The following is a 14,996-nucleotide window of genomic DNA, read 5'->3' on the forward strand; positions in this document are numbered from 1 at the left end:
GATAGATAGCACGCTGGCGTAGCTCAACGGTAGAGCAGCTGATTTGTAATCAGCAGGTTGGGGGTTCAAGTCCCTCCGCCAGCTCTCTTTTCATGGAAGGGGCCCGGCCCAAAGGGCGGGGTAAAGCAAGCCTGGGGGCTTGTCCCGACGTCTGCGCGTCGGGATTCAAGTCCCTCCGCCAGCTCCAGATTTTTGGTTTGGTTGAAGATGCGTTCCAACTTCCCGCGCGGGCGCGGGGCGAAAACCCCACATGGCCTGCGGATGGTCATATAATTGGATTTTCTCTCGTATCCCTGCGATAGTGTATTTTTCAAGGATAAGATTCACGGCAGCAAACGGAACACGATGTTCCGTTAGCTGAGGCGCGGAGCAAAGGAGAAGCCCGGTGGACGCCATGGCCCTGGAACTGTTGAACACCATCAACGGAAACGTCATTTGGGGACCGTATTTCATGATCCCCATCCTGATCCTTACCGGGATCTTTCTGACTTTCCGTCTCGGTTTCGTGCAGGTGCGCCACTTGCGCCATGCCTTCGCCCTCATCTCCGGCCGCTACGACAACCCTCATGATGAAGGAGATATTACTCATTTCCAGGCGCTCAGCGCGGCGCTGGCCGCCACGATCGGCATCGGGAACATCGCCGGCGTCGCGACCGCCATCCACATGGGAGGCCCCGGCGCGGTCTTCTGGATGTGGGTGACGGCGTTTTTCGGCATGGCCATCAAGTACAGCTCCTGCATGCTGGCGGTGCGACACCGCAAGCTCCACGAGGGCGGCTCCGTGAGCGGAGGCCCGATGTACTTCATCGAGCTCGGCTTGGGTAAAAGTTTTCGATGGCTCGCCGTTTTGTTCGCCACGTGCGCGGCCGTCTCCTCGTTCGGCACCGGAAACATGGTGCAGTCGAACACGGTGGCGCAGGGCATGAGGGCGCACTTTGGAATCCCTCCGTACGTGACGGGCTTCGTGCTCGCGGTTTTCTTATGTCTCGTCATAGTCGGCGGCATCCGGCGCATCGGCCAGGTGGCAAGCCGCCTCGTGCCGGCCATGTGCACGCTCTACATTGCGGGCGCCGTCGTCATCCTGGTCCACTACGTGCGGGACATCCCGGAAGCGTTCGCCTCGATACTTCAAAGCGCCCTCGCCCCCACGGCGGCCACGGGGGGATTCCTCGGGTGCGCCGTGATGATGACCCTGCGCTGGGGGGTGGCGCGGGGACTTTTCTCGAACGAATCGGGGCTGGGGACGGCCCCCATCGCCCACGCCGCGGCGAAAACCAAGGAGCCCGTGCGCGAGGGCCTGGTGGCCATGGTCGGGCCCTTCATCGACACGATCATCATCTGCACCATGACCGCGCTCGTCATCATCACGACGGGCGTGTGGAGCGACAGCTTCGAAAAACACCTTCCTTCCGAGGCAGTGGAGATCCGGAGCGGGGCGCCCGAGGCCGCGGACCATGCGTCGGTTTCTGAATTGCCTCCGTTCACGGGAACCCTTCACGCGGAGCAGGGGCACGTCCTCTCTCCGGATGAGCTCTCCTTCCTTGCCCGCGACGGGTTGGCGAAGGACCCCCTCCTTATCGGGCGGGACGGGAATCCGTTTACGGGCGCAATCCAGGTGGAGGAGGGAAGCATCGTGTCCCCGGAGGTCGGCGTGCGCGCCGGGGTGCTCCTCACGGGAGCGGAACTCACGGCGGAAGGCTTCAAGCGCGGGCTTCCCGGAACGTGGGGCAATATCATCGTGACGATCGGGATTTTGTTGTTCGCCTACTCGACGGCCATCAGCTGGTCCTATTACGGCGACCGCTGCGTGGAATATCTCCTCGGCGCGGGCGCGGTGGTTCCCTACCGGTGGGTTTACGTTCTCATGAATTTTCTAGGAGCCATTTGGAAGCTGGACTCGGTCTGGGCCTTCGCGGACCTGGCGAACGGATTGATGGCTGTGCCGAACCTGATTGCCCTCGTCGCGCTGAGCACGTCCGTGGCGGTCATGACGAAGGAGTATTTCTCGCGCGAGCACGTGCCCTACCGGTAGGGCCCTACGGAACAATCCGCGCGCCCCGGAACAAGCTGCACTTAAGCAAAACCCGGCTGAACGCCTTGATGTGGGGCAAGCGGGAAGTTAATTTAAACTCGTCAGACGCGTATAATGGACGGAATGCTTCGCTATCTTCGCGTGCGGGACGTTGCGCTGTTCGACGACCTCTCGGTCGAGTTCTCTCCGGGCCTCACGCTGTTCACTGGAGAAACGGGCGCGGGGAAATCGCTCCTCGTCGGGAGCCTCGTTCTTCTTGCGGGAGGACGTGCGCAGGAAGCGCTGATTCGCACCGGCGCGGACGAGGCGCTGGTTGAAGCCGCGTTTGACGTCGCCCGGAACGCGCCGCTTCAAAAACATCTCGATGCGGGAGGGTTCGAGGCGGGCGAAGAAGCGCTCCTCGCGCGCCGCATCGTGCGCGGCGGCGCGAACCGGGCGTTCGTGAACCATTCGCCGGCGCGCGCCCAGGACCTGGCCGCCGTGGCCGGGTTTCTTCTGGACCTGCACGGCCAGAGCGAGCAGGTCTTCCTTCGGGAAATCTCCTTTCACCGCGAGAGCCTGGACGCGTTCGCCGAGAACGACTCGCTTCTCGAGGAGGGCGCGGCGCTGTGCGCGGAAATGAAGACGCTCGAGGAGCGCCTCGAGGCGCTTCGCTCGGACGAAAAGGTGCGTGCGCAGCGCGTGGACATGCTGCGCTATCAGGTCGAGGAGATTGAACGGGCGGGCTTCTCGCGCGGCGACGAGGAGCGCCTGCTCGCCGAGGAGCGGGTTCTCAAGAACGCCCAGCGCTTCCTCGAAGCGGCGGGCGAGTCGCTTCGGCTGTTGGAGGGCGACGAGGACTCCGCCCTGGCCCGCATCGCGTCGGCGGAGAAACAGACGGAGCGCCTGGCCGCGCTGGACGGGGCGTTCGAGGAGACCCAGAAAGGCCTTGCCGAGGCCGCGGCCCGCATCGAGGACGCCGCCCGGACGCTGCGCGACAAGGCCGAGGGCGTGGACCTGAGCGCGCAGCGCCTCGAAGAAATCCAGAGCCGGCTCTACGCGCTCGACCGCCTGAAGCGCAAGTACGGCGACTCGCTCGACTCGGTGCTCGACCACTTGGACCGCGCCAGGGCGGAGCTCGCGGAGCTGACAGGCGAAGGCGGATCGCCCGAGAAGCTCGAAGCGGACTTGACGGCGCTCTATCGCCGCTACGAGACCTGGGCCGAGACTCTTTCCAAGCGCCGCCGCAAGGCGGCCCGTGCGCTTGAGGCGCTGATGAAAAAGGAGATGCCGCGCCTGGCGCTGGAGCGCGCCAAGTTCGAGATATCCATCCGGCCGCTCGAAGGGGAGGGAAGTCCCGTGCGCCTGGGCGGCGTGCCCGTGCGCTACGGGCCACAGGGCTCGGAAAATATCGAGTTCTTGTTTTCCCCGAACGTCGGAGAGCCTCCCAAGCCCCTTGCGAAGATCGCCTCCGGAGGGGAGCTCTCGCGCGTTATGCTCGCGCTGAAGACGGCGCTTTTGGCCTCGGATTCTTCGCGCGTACTCATCTTCGACGAGGTGGACCAGGGCATCGGCGGGCGCGCGGCCGAGGCCGTGGGCGAAAGGCTGAAGGCCCTCGCGCGCAAGCATCAGGTGCTCTGCGTCACACACCTTCCGCAGATTGCCGCGCTCGCCGACCACCATGTCCGAATCGAAAAAACCGTCGAAGACCGCCGCACCACGGTGCGCGCAAAGGAGCTCTCGACAAAAGAACGCGTCGAAGAGCTGGCGCGCATGCTCGCCGGCAAGGATATTACCGATTCCGCCCGCCGCCACGCCCGCCAGCTGCTTGCCCCGACCTGCCCGCCATAGGCGCGGGGGCATGCCGGGACTCGCCCGCGCGTCCCTTACCATATCGGAGGCTCAGCATGTTGCATAAATGCAACAGGTGTGTGGTAAAAGAGCATTTTCTATGAGTTTTTTTGAGTGATTCCAGCTTGGAGATACTATATGTAGTGTTTTTCTTCTGGCATGGTTTTTGCTTTATTTATTGACCTATGGCTTCCTTTCTCTATGAGCGCACCCTGCGGCGGCCTGTTGAAGGGCAGGGCGTGGGCCTTCATTCAGGGGCCGAAGTGGCGTTTCGCCTCCTTCCGGCGGCGCCAGGCACGGGCATTGTTTTCGTTCGCCGCGACCCGTCCGCCCGAGGGGGCCGGGACGGCGTCGAGATACCGGCGGGCTTGGAATATGTCCAGCCGGCGCAGTACGCCACGGTGCTCGCGGCAAACGGGGCGTCCGTCGGGACGGTCGAGCACCTCCTTTCCACGGCGGCGGGCCTCGGCATCGACAACCTTCGGGTGGAGCTCTGGGGGCCCGAGGTGCCCATCTTTGACGGAAGCGCCAAGCCTTACGTAGCGTTCTTCCGGGAAGGCGGCGTCGAGACCCACGGTGTACCGCGGCGCGTTCTCGTTCCCCAGAAGCCCCTCAGCTTCCGCCTAAACGGAAGCCGTCTCGCGCTCCACGCCTCGAGCAAGATGCGCATTTCGTACACCATCGACTTCCCCGGCACGATGGTCAGCCATCAGGAGCTTTCGCTCGTTCTCACGCCGGAGACCTACGAGAAGGAAATAGCGCCGGCGCGCACCTTCGGCTTCGCGCGCGACGTGGAAGCCATGCGCCGCAGCGGTCACATCCGCGGTGCGACGCTCGAAAGCGCCATCCTCGTAGGCGAGGAGGGTATCGTCAACGGCACGCTCCGCTTCCCCGATGAGTTCGTGCGGCACAAGATCCTCGATGCCATCGGCGACTTTGCCCTAATCGGCAAGCCCTGGCGGGGCCACTTCACGGCCTCGAAGGCCGGCCATCAGGCGCACACTCTTGCGCTGAAGGAGTGGCTCGCCGATCCCGAGGCCTTCGCGATCGAAGAGACCACCGAGGAAGACGCCGCGCTTTCCCAGCTTGCCTGAGCAGGCAGGCCGGGCTATCCCTGTAGCATACTTTTTCGCTTGAAAGCTTGAGGAGTCTTTTCGGCCTCCTGAAAGTGGTCGGGACGACTGGATTCGAACCAGCGACCCCCTGAACCCCATTCAGGTGCGCTACCAGACTGCGCCACGTCCCGAAGGTTTTTATTATACCCAAAGTGTTTCTGGAAAAACAAAGCCCCGGCCGGGGGGCCGGGGCTTCGAAGAAGTTTTTCGGCCGGGTTTTTCTTAGTACATGTCCTCCATGCCGTGGCCGTGGCCGGGTCCGCCCGGGCCGACGCCTTTCTTTTCCTCCTCCTTGAGCTCGTAGACCGAGGCCTCGGTCGTGAGAAGGAGCGAGGCTATGGAGGTGGCATTTTGAAGGGCGTGGAGGACGACCTTCGTGGGATCCACGACGCCCGCCTTGGCGAGGTCCTCGAATTTCTCCGTCTGGGCGTTGAAGCCGAAGGCGCCATCCTTGGCACGCACCTCGTTCACCACGACGGCGCCCTCGGTGCCGGCGTTCTGGGCGATGAGCCTCATGGGCTCCTCGAGGGCGCGGCGCACGATGGAAATGCCCATGGCCACGTCTTCGCTATCGTCCTTCAGCTTTTCGAGCGTTCTTGCGGCGCGGATGAGGGGGACGCCGCCGCCGGGCACGATGCCTTCCTCGACGGCCGCCTGGGTCGCGTGCATGGCGTCCTCGACGCGCGCCTTCTTCTCCTTCATCTCGGTCTCGGTCGCGGCGCCCACCTTGACGACCGCCACGCCGCCCACGAGCTTCGCGAGCCGCTCCTGCAGCTTCTCGCGGTCGTACTCCGAGGTGGTCTCCTCGATCTGCGTGCGGATTTGCTGGACGCGCCCCTCGATGGACTTGCTTTTGCCCCTGCCCTCGATGATGGTGGTGTTTTCCTTGTCGATTACCACCTTCTTGGCCTGGCCGAGGTCCTCGACTTTGACGTTTTCGAGCTTGACGCCCAGATCCTCCGATATGAGGCGCCCGCCCGTGAGCGTGGCGATGTCCTCCAGCATGGCCTTGCGCCGGTCGCCGAAGCCGGGGGCCTTGACCGCCGAGCAGGACAGGGTGCCGCGGATCTTGTTCACGACGAGCGTGGCAAGCGCCTCGCCTTCGACTTCCTCGGAGATAATCAGGATGGGGCGTCCCTTCTGCGAGGATTTTTCCAGAAGCGGCAGCAGGTCGCGCATCGAGGTGATTTTCTTCTCGAAAAGGAGGATGTAGGGATCCTCGAGCACGCACTCCATCCGCTCGGCGTCCGTGACAAAATAGGGCGAGAGGTAGCCGCGGTCGAACTGCATGCCCTCGACCCCCTCGAGGGTCGTCTCGAGGCCCTTGGCCTCCTCGACCTGGATAACGCCCTCTTTGCCCACCTTGTCCATCGCCTTGGAGATGATCTCGCCGATCGACTCGTCGCCGTTCGCCGAGATGGTGCCGACGCGCTTGATGTCGTCGCGGCCTTCCACCTTCTTGGAAAGCTTCTTGATGGCATCGACGGCCTTCAAAACGGCATGGTCGATACCTTTCTTGAGCTCCATCGGATTGGCGCCCGAGGCGACCATCTTGATGCCTTCGCGGAAGACGGCCTGCGCGAGCACGGTGGCCGTAGTCGTGCCGTCGCCGGCGACGTCGCTCGTCTTGGACGCAACCTCGCGCACCATCTGCGCGCCCATGTTCTCTAGCGGATCCTTCAGTTCGATTTCCTTGGCCACCGTGACGCCGTCCTTCGTCACCACGGGTGAGCCGAAGGACTTGTGCAACACGACGTTGCGGCCCTTCGGGCCCAGTGTGACCTTCACGGCGTCGGCCAAGCGGTTCACGCCGCGCATCAGCGTCTGACGCGCTTCGGCGCTATAGGCAATTTGTTTCGCTGGCATAGCTCGTTATCTCCTTTCTCTAATGCGAGGTAATTACTTTTCTATGATCCCCAGAATATCCTCTTCGCGGATGACGCGGTGCTCGACGCCGTCGAGCCTGAATTCGCTTCCGGCGTACTTGGCGAGAAGGACTTTGTCGTTTTTTTTCACCGCAAGCTTGATGCGCTTGCCGTCGTCCGTGAGGCGGCCTTCGCCCGTAGCCAGAACCACCCCTTCGAGGATGGAACTGTCGCGGGCGCTCTCGGGAATGTATAGACCGCTTTTGGTGGTTTCTTCAGGGTCCTGGACTTTGACCAGGATCCGGTCGTGAATTGGCTTTACTTTCATACGTGGGCCTCCGTAATTTGTTTTGTTTTCAAGGTTAATTTAGTATTGTGCGCTATATATACTCATTTATTATGCGTCATATACACTCAGGTCTAAGCTATATAATACACACCCTTTTTGGTTTGTCAAGAGAATTTATAAGAATTTTTAGCACTCACCACGCTAGAGGGCTAATATAGAATTTTTGAGCCCTTTTGTCAAGAGAATTTTTAGCACTCCTTTCAATAGAGGGCCAACACCGCTGAGCCACCCATGCTCTGCTCCCTATCGGCTGCCGCAGAGCCGAACGCGCTATAATAATGAATATGCGCATTATGGGGCTTGACGTCGGTACGAAATCCCTCGGGGTGGCGGTGAGCGACAGCGAAGAAAAGCTGGCGCTCGGCGTGGCCACGCTCGATCGCAAGAGTCTTTCAAGCGACTGCGCCGCCGTTCGAGAGCTCGCCGAGAAACGCCGCGTGGGGAGCATCGTCGTCGGCTGGCCCCTCACGGCGGGGGGCCGGGAAGGCCGCGCCGTCGAGCGAACGCGCGTTTTCGTGGAAGCGCTTCGCCGGACGCTCGATCTTCCGGTCGAAACATGGGACGAGCGCTTCACGACAGCTGAGGCGGAAGAAATTTTGCGCGGGGACGGCGCGACCTCCACGAAGCACCGCGCGGCCGTGGACTCGGTGGCGGCCGTGCTCATCCTGCAGGCGTATCTGGACGCGCGCGGCGAAGGGCGGGGAAAATGACAAAGGTGAAAGTCTCTTTCGGCCCGCCTCCCCCCGCGGCGATGACGCGCGGCCGCCTCGCCGCGTTCGCCGCGGCGCTTGCGGTGCTCGCCCTGGGCGCGGGCGCGCTCGCCGCAGTGCGGATGTTCGGGTTCGTGGCGGCGGAAAACTTCGAGCGGCCGTGCGAGGTGTGCATAGAGCCCGGGATGACGAGCCGCCGGATCGCGCGCCACCTGGAGGAAGCGGGCGTCGTGCAGAGCGCCTGGGCGCTCCACTGGCTCGCCCAGTGGACGGAAAATGCATCGAACCTACAGGCTGGCGTCTACCGTTTCGAACGCCCCCTTTCGACCACGGAGGCCCTTGCTCGCCTTCGCAAGGGCAGTCCGGAATTGATCGAAGTGACGATTCCCGAGGGCTTGACGCTCGAGGAAGCGGCCGCGCTCCTTGCCCGGGAAGGATTCTTTTCCGAAGAAGGATTTTTGAAAATATTCGGCGAGCCCTCGCTCGTTCGGGATATTTCTTTGGAAGCCGAGACGCTCGAAGGCTACCTGTTTCCCGACACGTACAAATTCTCTGCGGACGAATCGCCCGCGCGCATCACCGAAGCGATGATTTTTCAGTTCAGAAAAACCTTTCTCCCCGCCTGGAGCGCACGCGGCGACGCGCATCCTCTTAGCCTTCACGAGACGGTGACGCTCGCTTCGCTCATCGAGACGGAGACGCGCGTCGACGACGAGCGCGGCCTCATCTCGGCCGTTTACCGAAACCGCCTCGCGCGCGGCATGCTCCTTCAATGCGACCCGACGGTCATCTACGCCATGAAGCGCGCCGGCGTGTACCGCGGCGTTCTGACCCGCCGGCATCTTCAAGACGTCGATTCCCCCTACAATACCTACGTTCACGCGGGGCTTCCGCCCGGGCCCATCGCAAGTCCCGGCGCCGCCTCGCTCCGGGCGGCGCTCGCCCCCAACGACGCCCGTTACCTGTACTTCGTCGCGCGCCCCGACGGGCGGCACCATTTCTCGAAAACGCTCGCCGAGCATAACCGCGCCGTCTACCGCTACCGGGTCCTCAAGGTCTTTCCGCAAGAGACGGAGCGCATCCGGTGAAGCGCGCCTGCCTTTTCCTTGCCGCGCTTTGGTTTTCGGTTCTCACGGCCGTGACGGGCGCTCAAAACGCAAAACCAGAGCCGCAGAATTTGGAGGCCGCCGAAGACGGCAACGCCCTGGCGCGGCGCGCCGAAGAAAAGATCCGCGCCGCGAAGACCATCGCCTTTCGCGCCAGGCAGAGTTACTCCCTGGAAGGACTTTCCGTGCGCGCCGAGGAGGGCGACGTGGCCTTCCGGCGTCCGAATCGGATCCGGTGGGCGTACCGCGGCCCGGAAAAAAAGCTCTTCGTCTCGAACGGAAAGCGGACGTTTTTCCACCTTCCCTCGGAGCGCGTCGTCTACACCGCGCCCCTCAAGGAGGCGCTTCGCGCGAGCCCGCTTCTTTCGTTTCTGGTGCGCGACCGCTCCTTGGTCTCGGCGTACGATTTCGAAACGCTGGAGCGCAGCGAGGACGACGGCTGGCAGCTTCGCGCCCGCCCACGCAAACGCGAAGAGGCGCTGATTCCGTTCCTCGTGAGCCTTTCGCCGAGCCACGACCTTCTCAAGATCGCCTATCTCGACGGCGCCGACGGGCTTATGGAAATTTTCCTCTCGGATATGCGGTACGACGTGCCGCTCGATGAGGCGCTCTTCGGGTTCGAGGTGCCGCCGGACGCCGAGGTCATGGAGGGCATGCGCTTTGGAATCGAGGAGCCGTAGACGGTGACCAAGACGAGCGTGCGCGCCTGCGCGGAGCGGTTCCTGCGCCACCAGGAAGCGGTGCGGAACGTGTCCAAGCACACGCTCTCCGCTTACCGGAGCGACCTGGAGCAGTTCGCCGCCTTTCTGCAGCTCGCGGGCTTTCCCGATGACGTGAAAAAAATGGACCATCTCACGATCCGCGCCTTCCTCGCCACGCTCTACGAAGCAGCGCCCCGGACGGCCCCGAGTCGCCGCGGCAGGAGAGGCGGGCTTTCCAAAACGAGCGTCGCGAGAAAAGTGTCGGCGCTCCGGTCGTTTTTCAACTACCTCATGCGCGAGCGCCTGGTCTCGAAGAATCCCGCCGCACTGGTTTCCCTTCCGCGCCCGTCCCAAAGGTTGCCTGCAAGCCCCGCCGAGGACGCGGTGGCGCACCTTCTCGACGAGCCCTTTCCCGAGACGCCGCTCGGGTGGCGCGACGCCGCCCTCTGGGAGATGCTCTACGCGACGGGGATGCGAGCGAGCGAGCTCGTGGGCCTCAACCTCGACGACATGAGGGTTGGCGAGGCCCTCGTCTGCATACGCGGCAAGGGGGGAAAAGAACGCATCGTGCCCTTCGGCTCGAAGGCGAAAGCGGCGCTCGTGCGGTATCTCGACGGCGGGCGCGGTGCTCTTCTTGCCCGCGCTGGAGCACGCGGCAACGTGCGTGCGGTGTTTCTAAACCACCGCGGGTCGCGCCTGACAAGGCGCGGCCTTGCGCTTGTAATCGGGCGGCGCATCCGCCTTGCGGCCGCGTCGGCGGGGCAGGGCGGGGCGGCCGCCGCGTTCTCGCCGCACGCGCTCCGGCACGCCTTCGCCACGCATCTTCTGAACCGCGGCGCCGACTTGAGAAGCATTCAGGAACTGCTGGGCCACGCGAGCCTTGCAACCACCCAGCTTTACACGCGTCTTTCGGTCGAGGACCTCAAGCGCGCCCACAAGAAGGCGCACCCGCGCGCGTAGGCCGCCGTTTTAATCATGCCCCTCGACGTCTCCACGCTCGTCCTCATCAGCACCTGCTTCTTTCTCGTGGCCGTCCTGTATTCCTCCGTAGGGCTCGGCGGCGCCTCGGCGTATCTCGCGGTCATGGCGCTTTTTGGATTTTTTTCGCACGAGCAGATGGCCTCGACGGCGCTCGTATTGAATCTGCTGGTCGCGGGCGCGGCGTGGCGGGCGTTCTGGCGCGCGGGGCATTTTTCGCGGCAGCTGCTTTGGCCTTTCCTTGTCGCGTCGCTTCCCGCAGCTTTCATCGGCGGTTGGATGCGCGTGCCGCCTCGCGCCTACTCGCTCCTGCTCGCGGTCGTTTTGTTGTTTGCGGCATGGCGCCTCATATTTTCTTCCAGCAGAAGGGCAGGGGAGGAATTTGAAAAAACTCCTAGACTTGCCGCCGCGCTTCCCGCGGGCGCCGGCATCGGCCTGCTCTCGGGCATGGTGGGGATCGGAGGCGGCATATTTTTGAGTCCGCTTCTGCTGCTTCTTCGCTGGGCGGGGCCGAAACGCACGGCGGCGGTCTCGGCGGCGTTCATCTGGATAAATTCGCTTGCGGGAATCACCGGCCGCCTCGCGGGCGGCCACTTCGCATGGGCGGGGCTCGAGCTGCTCATCGCGTCCACGTTCGCGGGCGGACTCCTCGGGTCGTATCTGGGCGCACGGCGGCTCTCGGGAATCTTCCTGCGACGGCTCCTCGGGGTGGTGCTTTTCGTCGCCGCAGTGAGGCTCGCTCAGACAATATTTTTTCCATCTTGAGGTGCTCCTCCATTCAACGCTATAATGCCTCATGGAAACGGTGAAAAGAACGTTGTCGATTCTGAGTGTGCTTGCTGCTTTTCTGGGATGCGGTGCGCACGAGGGCGCGTCCGCCCCGAAGGCGTCGGTGCAGGCTGAGGACGGGGCAGCGCAGGAAGCGGAGGCGCAAAGACCTGTCCCGAGCCCCCCTCCGAGCGGAACTAGGAGAGAGGAGAAGCGCTTCGCCGCACTTCGGGAACAGATGGTGCGCGAACAACTCGAAGCGCGCGATATTACCGATAAGCGCGTCCTCGAAGCGATGCGAACGGTTCCGCGCCATCGCTTCGTTCCCGTGGATGAGCTCCGCCACGCTTACGCCGACAATCCCCTCCCCATCGGTCTCGGGCAGACCATATCGCAGCCCTACATCGTTGCCGTTATGACCGAGACGCTCGAACTTAAGAAGAGCGACGTCGTTTTGGAGATCGGCACGGGGAGCGGCTATCAGGCGGCCGTGCTCGCGGGGCTCGTCAAACACGTCTATACGATTGAAATCCTGTGCGAGCTTGCGGAGCGCGCGCGGAAGACGCTACGGGTGCTGAACTACGAAAACGTCACCGTGCGCTGCGGCGACGGCTACGGGGGCTGGCCCGGCCGTGCCCCCTTCGACGCCGTCATCGTGACGGCCGCGCCGCCTGAAATTCCCCAAAAGCTAGTCGAGCAACTCAAACCCGGCGGACGCATGGTGGTGCCCGTCGGGCGCTACTTCCAGTCCCTTCAGCTCATCGTGAAGCGCGAGGACGGCAGCGTCTCGACACGCGACATCCTGCCCGTGCGCTTCGTCCCGATGGTGCACGGCAAGGAAGAGAAGAAGTGAGATTTCTTCTCCGGTTTTTTCTTATCGGGTGCTTGCTTTCTCCTGCCTTCGGTCAGCAGTTTCGGATTGTCGAGGAAAAGGTGGAGCGCTTCGAGCCGCCGTATGATTTAAGCGGTGCGGGCCCCCCTTATCTGATTCGAGTTCTTTCGAGCAGCCCGATTTCAGCCGAGCGGTTGAGCGCCGCTTACTACCTGGGGCGTCTTTCCGAGCCGCACGAGCGCGAGGAGGCGCTGCTTCCGCTTTTCGAGGCGTTCTTTCACGACGAGAACAGCATGGTGCAGCGCTTCGCGGGCGCGTCGCTCGAGCGCTACGCCAATGCCGACCCCGTGCCCAATCCGCACCCGGCGCGGCTGCAGTACCTTGACGCGCTTCTGGAGCGGCTGAAGCCGCCCGGGGACGCGACGCTCCGCTCCCAGGCGGCCGTGCTTCTTGGGTACTTGAACGACGCCCGGTCGACGCCGACGCTCGTCGAGGCACTCGACGACGAGTCCATGCACGTGCGGACTCAAGCCGCGAGGGCGCTCGGACGCCTCGGTGACATGCGGGCGCTCGCTCCCCTGCGCAAGAAAAGGGACGCCACGCCCGCCGACTCGCTCGAGCGCCCCATCTACGAAGACGCCTACAAGGAGCTTGTGCTGCGCGTCGAGAAAATTCTCCGGTTTCGGAAGGGAGAGACCAAGAAGGAATACAAAGAGGCGGAAAAGGAGCTCAAGAAAAGAACGGCAAATTAATTTTGCCGTATGGAAATTGATGGCGGCACTCCGAATTTTTCCATCGATTCTTGTTGCATTGTCCTTTTCTCTGGCCGTCTCGGCGGGTGACAAACAGACCGCCGCCGAATGGGTGCCCCGCGAGGGCCTCGAACTCATCGGCACGCCCGCGCCGGCGTGGAATCCGGAAAAAATATGGCTCAACTCGGAGCCGCTGAGCCTGGAGGACTTGCGAGGCAAAGTAGTGCTCGTCCGCTTCTGGCTCATCGAGTGCCCCCTCTGCGAGAACACCGCGCCAGCACTCAACGCCCTCTATAGGAAATACCGTGAAAGCGGCCTTGAGATCATCGGCTTCCATCACCCGAAGTCGAAGCACTCGCGCAGTCCGCGCGTCGTCAAACGGTACGTCAAAGCCTACGGGTTCCGATTCCCCGTGGCGCTCGACGACGACTGGGAGACTTTGAGAAAATTCTGGCTTTCCCGGGGAAAAGACCGCACTTTCACGTCCGCTTCGTTCCTCATTGACCGCAAGGGAATCATCCGATGGCTCCACGACGGCGGCGAATATCACAGAGAGGGCGGGGAAGGGCACGAGCGGTGCGCGGCGGCCTATCAAAGCCTCGATGCGGCGATTGATAAGCTGCTTTCCGAAGGAGGGTATCTCAGGGCGGCTCTGGAGCCGCCTTCTGCCCGCTCGCTTTATAGCGGCGGAGAAGGAAAATTCCACTAACTGATCTCTGAAAACTGACCCCTGCGGACTGATTGCCGGCCCTAATCGTTCCTTGACATCCATGCGGCATTCGTGCTAAAAACAGTGTGGTGCGCTATCCAAAAATAATTTCACTCCGATAGAGAGGTAAGACATTATGCCGAAAACCGAGTCACGCATCCTGCGCGAAATCCCTTTTTTTGATGACTTCACGGACGAGGAGCTCGCCGAGCTCGAACCGCACATCTCCATCAAATTCTTCAAGGCCGATACCCACCTGCGCGAGGAGGCCGGCCAGGATTTGCAGTTTTACGTCATCCGCTCGGGCGAGGTGGCCGTTGTCAAGGGCCACGGCACGCCCGGCGAGGTGCGCCTTGCGACACTAGGGGAAAACGATCTCTTCGGCGAGATGGCCTTTATCTCCGACGCGAAGCGCGGCGCCACCGTGCTCGCCACAAAGGACACCTCCACGGCGTCGCTGCCCCTTGGCCTTCTATTAGAATACGAGAAGCGCCAGCCCGCGATTGCGGCGAAGTTCTACCGTCAATTCCTCCTCAAGGTGATCGAGCGGGTTCGCACGATGAACGAGCGGGTTCGCACGATGAGCGAGCGGCTGGAGGCGAAGGCAAAATAAGCGTTCGAAAAAGGGGCCAGGAGCCAGCTCTATAAACTCCATACAGAGGTTGCACAACATATGCCAAAAGCCAAGGTCAGTATTCTGCGCGGGATTCCCTTTTTCAAGGATTTTACGGACGAGGAGCTCGAAGAACTCGAACCGCACATCACAATAAAATATTTCAAGGCCAAGCGCCTTGTGCGAAAGTATGCCGGACTGGATTTGCACCTCCACATCATCCGCTCGGGCGAGGTGGAGGTCATCAAGAGCTACGGCACGCGCTACGAGATGCGCCTTGCTACGCTCAAGAAAAACGATTTCTTCGGCGACATGGCGTTCCTCTCCGACTCGAAGCACGGCGCCACGGTCGTCGCCACAAAGGACACATCCACGATGTCGATTTCCCTGGGGCTTCTCGTCGGGTATGAGAGGCACTGGCCCGAGATCGTGATGAAGTTCTACCATCAATTCCTCCTCAAGATGATCACGCGGGTCCGCACTATGAACGAGCGGCTGGAGATGCTGGAGAGGCGAAAGGAAAGCAGGCGCCCGAAAAAAGCGGGCGTTCAAAAAAAGAGTGCGGGCCCGGCAGCCGGCAAAAAGAAAAAAAAGAAATTTAAAATAAGAAAGCGCTGAAAAAGCCCCTCACGCTTT

General features: G+C 62.4%; 15 protein-coding genes and 2 tRNA genes. 14 read left to right on the forward strand and 3 right to left on the reverse strand.

From position 1 onward, the window contains the following. Positions 1–12 precede the first annotated feature (12 nt). The 4 genes from JSV08_09235 (at position 13) to lpxC (ending at position 4,956) form a co-directional block, all read left to right on the forward strand. Positions 13–84 (forward strand) — tRNA-Thr (locus JSV08_09235). A 367-nt stretch (positions 85–451) separates the two neighbouring features. Continuing rightward, positions 452–2,032: a sodium:alanine symporter family protein gene (locus JSV08_09240; GenBank protein UCF81877.1), complete on the forward strand. Its 1,581-nt coding sequence runs from the start codon at positions 452–454 to the stop codon at positions 2,030–2,032. A 123-nt stretch (positions 2,033–2,155) separates the two neighbouring features. After that, entirely contained in the window at positions 2,156–3,862 is a 1,707-nt protein-coding gene (recN, locus tag JSV08_09245; GenBank protein UCF80673.1) for a DNA repair protein RecN, read from the forward strand. 185 nt (positions 3,863–4,047) lie between these two features. Continuing rightward, positions 4,048–4,956 (forward strand): UDP-3-O-[3-hydroxymyristoyl] N-acetylglucosamine deacetylase, encoded by a 909-nt coding sequence (lpxC, locus tag JSV08_09250; protein ID UCF80674.1) that lies wholly within the window; start codon positions 4,048–4,050, stop codon positions 4,954–4,956. A gap of 75 nt (positions 4,957–5,031) precedes the next feature. On the opposite strand, the gene JSV08_09255 is transcribed toward lpxC, so the two are convergent. The 3 genes from JSV08_09255 to JSV08_09265 form a co-directional block, all read right to left on the reverse strand. Next, a tRNA-Pro gene (locus tag JSV08_09255) sits at positions 5,032–5,108 on the reverse strand. A 91-nt stretch (positions 5,109–5,199) separates the two neighbouring features. Then, positions 5,200–6,843, reverse strand: coding sequence for a chaperonin GroEL (gene groL / locus JSV08_09260; GenBank protein UCF80675.1), 1,644 nt, complete (start codon positions 6,841–6,843; stop codon positions 5,200–5,202). A gap of 33 nt (positions 6,844–6,876) precedes the next feature. Beyond that, positions 6,877–7,170: a co-chaperone GroES gene (locus JSV08_09265; protein ID UCF80676.1), complete on the reverse strand. Its 294-nt coding sequence runs from the start codon at positions 7,168–7,170 to the stop codon at positions 6,877–6,879. Between the two features lie 299 nt (positions 7,171–7,469). On the opposite strand from JSV08_09265, the gene ruvX reads away from it, so the two are divergent. The 10 genes from ruvX to JSV08_09315 all read left to right on the forward strand — a co-directional run bounded on the left by ruvX (position 7,470) and on the right by JSV08_09315 (position 14,978). Then, on the forward strand, positions 7,470–7,901 hold the full coding sequence (ruvX, locus tag JSV08_09270) for a Holliday junction resolvase RuvX (GenBank protein UCF80677.1): 432 nt from the start codon (positions 7,470–7,472) through the stop codon (positions 7,899–7,901). Then, positions 7,898–8,989, forward strand: a complete 1,092-nt coding sequence (gene mltG / locus JSV08_09275; protein ID UCF80678.1) for an endolytic transglycosylase MltG — start codon at positions 7,898–7,900, stop codon at positions 8,987–8,989. Before ruvX ends, mltG begins: the two co-directional genes overlap by 4 nt. After that, complete coding sequence (locus tag JSV08_09280) at positions 8,986–9,687, forward strand: outer membrane lipoprotein carrier protein LolA (GenBank protein ID UCF80679.1); 702 nt, start codon at positions 8,986–8,988, stop codon at positions 9,685–9,687. Before mltG ends, JSV08_09280 begins: the two co-directional genes overlap by 4 nt. An 18-nt stretch (positions 9,688–9,705) precedes the next feature. Beyond that, the gene (locus JSV08_09285; GenBank protein ID UCF81878.1) at positions 9,706–10,668 is read left to right on the forward strand and encodes a tyrosine recombinase; all 963 of its coding nucleotides are present in this window, start codon (positions 9,706–9,708) and stop codon (positions 10,666–10,668) included. Positions 10,669–10,683: 15 nt separating this feature from the next. Beyond that, a complete protein-coding gene (locus JSV08_09290) occupies positions 10,684–11,451 on the forward strand; it encodes a sulfite exporter TauE/SafE family protein (protein ID UCF80680.1) in 768 nt (255 codons plus the stop codon). Positions 11,452–11,692: 241 nt separating this feature from the next. Continuing rightward, a complete protein-coding gene (locus JSV08_09295) occupies positions 11,693–12,307 on the forward strand; it encodes a protein-L-isoaspartate(D-aspartate) O-methyltransferase (protein UCF81879.1) in 615 nt (204 codons plus the stop codon). Next, complete coding sequence (locus tag JSV08_09300; protein ID UCF80681.1) at positions 12,304–13,038, forward strand: HEAT repeat domain-containing protein; 735 nt, start codon at positions 12,304–12,306, stop codon at positions 13,036–13,038. The genes JSV08_09295 and JSV08_09300 overlap by 4 nt, the downstream gene beginning before the upstream one ends. 19 nt (positions 13,039–13,057) lie before the next feature. After that, complete coding sequence (locus JSV08_09305; protein ID UCF80682.1) at positions 13,058–13,747, forward strand: redoxin domain-containing protein; 690 nt, start codon at positions 13,058–13,060, stop codon at positions 13,745–13,747. A 136-nt stretch (positions 13,748–13,883) separates the two neighbouring features. Beyond that, positions 13,884–14,360 carry a cyclic nucleotide-binding domain-containing protein gene (locus JSV08_09310; GenBank protein UCF80683.1) on the forward strand — a complete coding sequence of 159 codons (477 nt, stop codon included), beginning with the start codon at positions 13,884–13,886 and terminating at the stop codon, positions 14,358–14,360. A gap of 60 nt (positions 14,361–14,420) precedes the next feature. Continuing rightward, positions 14,421–14,978 carry a cyclic nucleotide-binding domain-containing protein gene (locus JSV08_09315; GenBank protein UCF80684.1) on the forward strand — a complete coding sequence of 186 codons (558 nt, stop codon included), beginning with the start codon at positions 14,421–14,423 and terminating at the stop codon, positions 14,976–14,978. The last annotated feature ends 18 nt before the right edge of the window (positions 14,979–14,996 follow it).

The sequence above is a fragment of the Acidobacteriota bacterium genome, assembly GCA_020349885.1.
In the GTDB taxonomy this organism is placed as follows: domain Bacteria; phylum Acidobacteriota.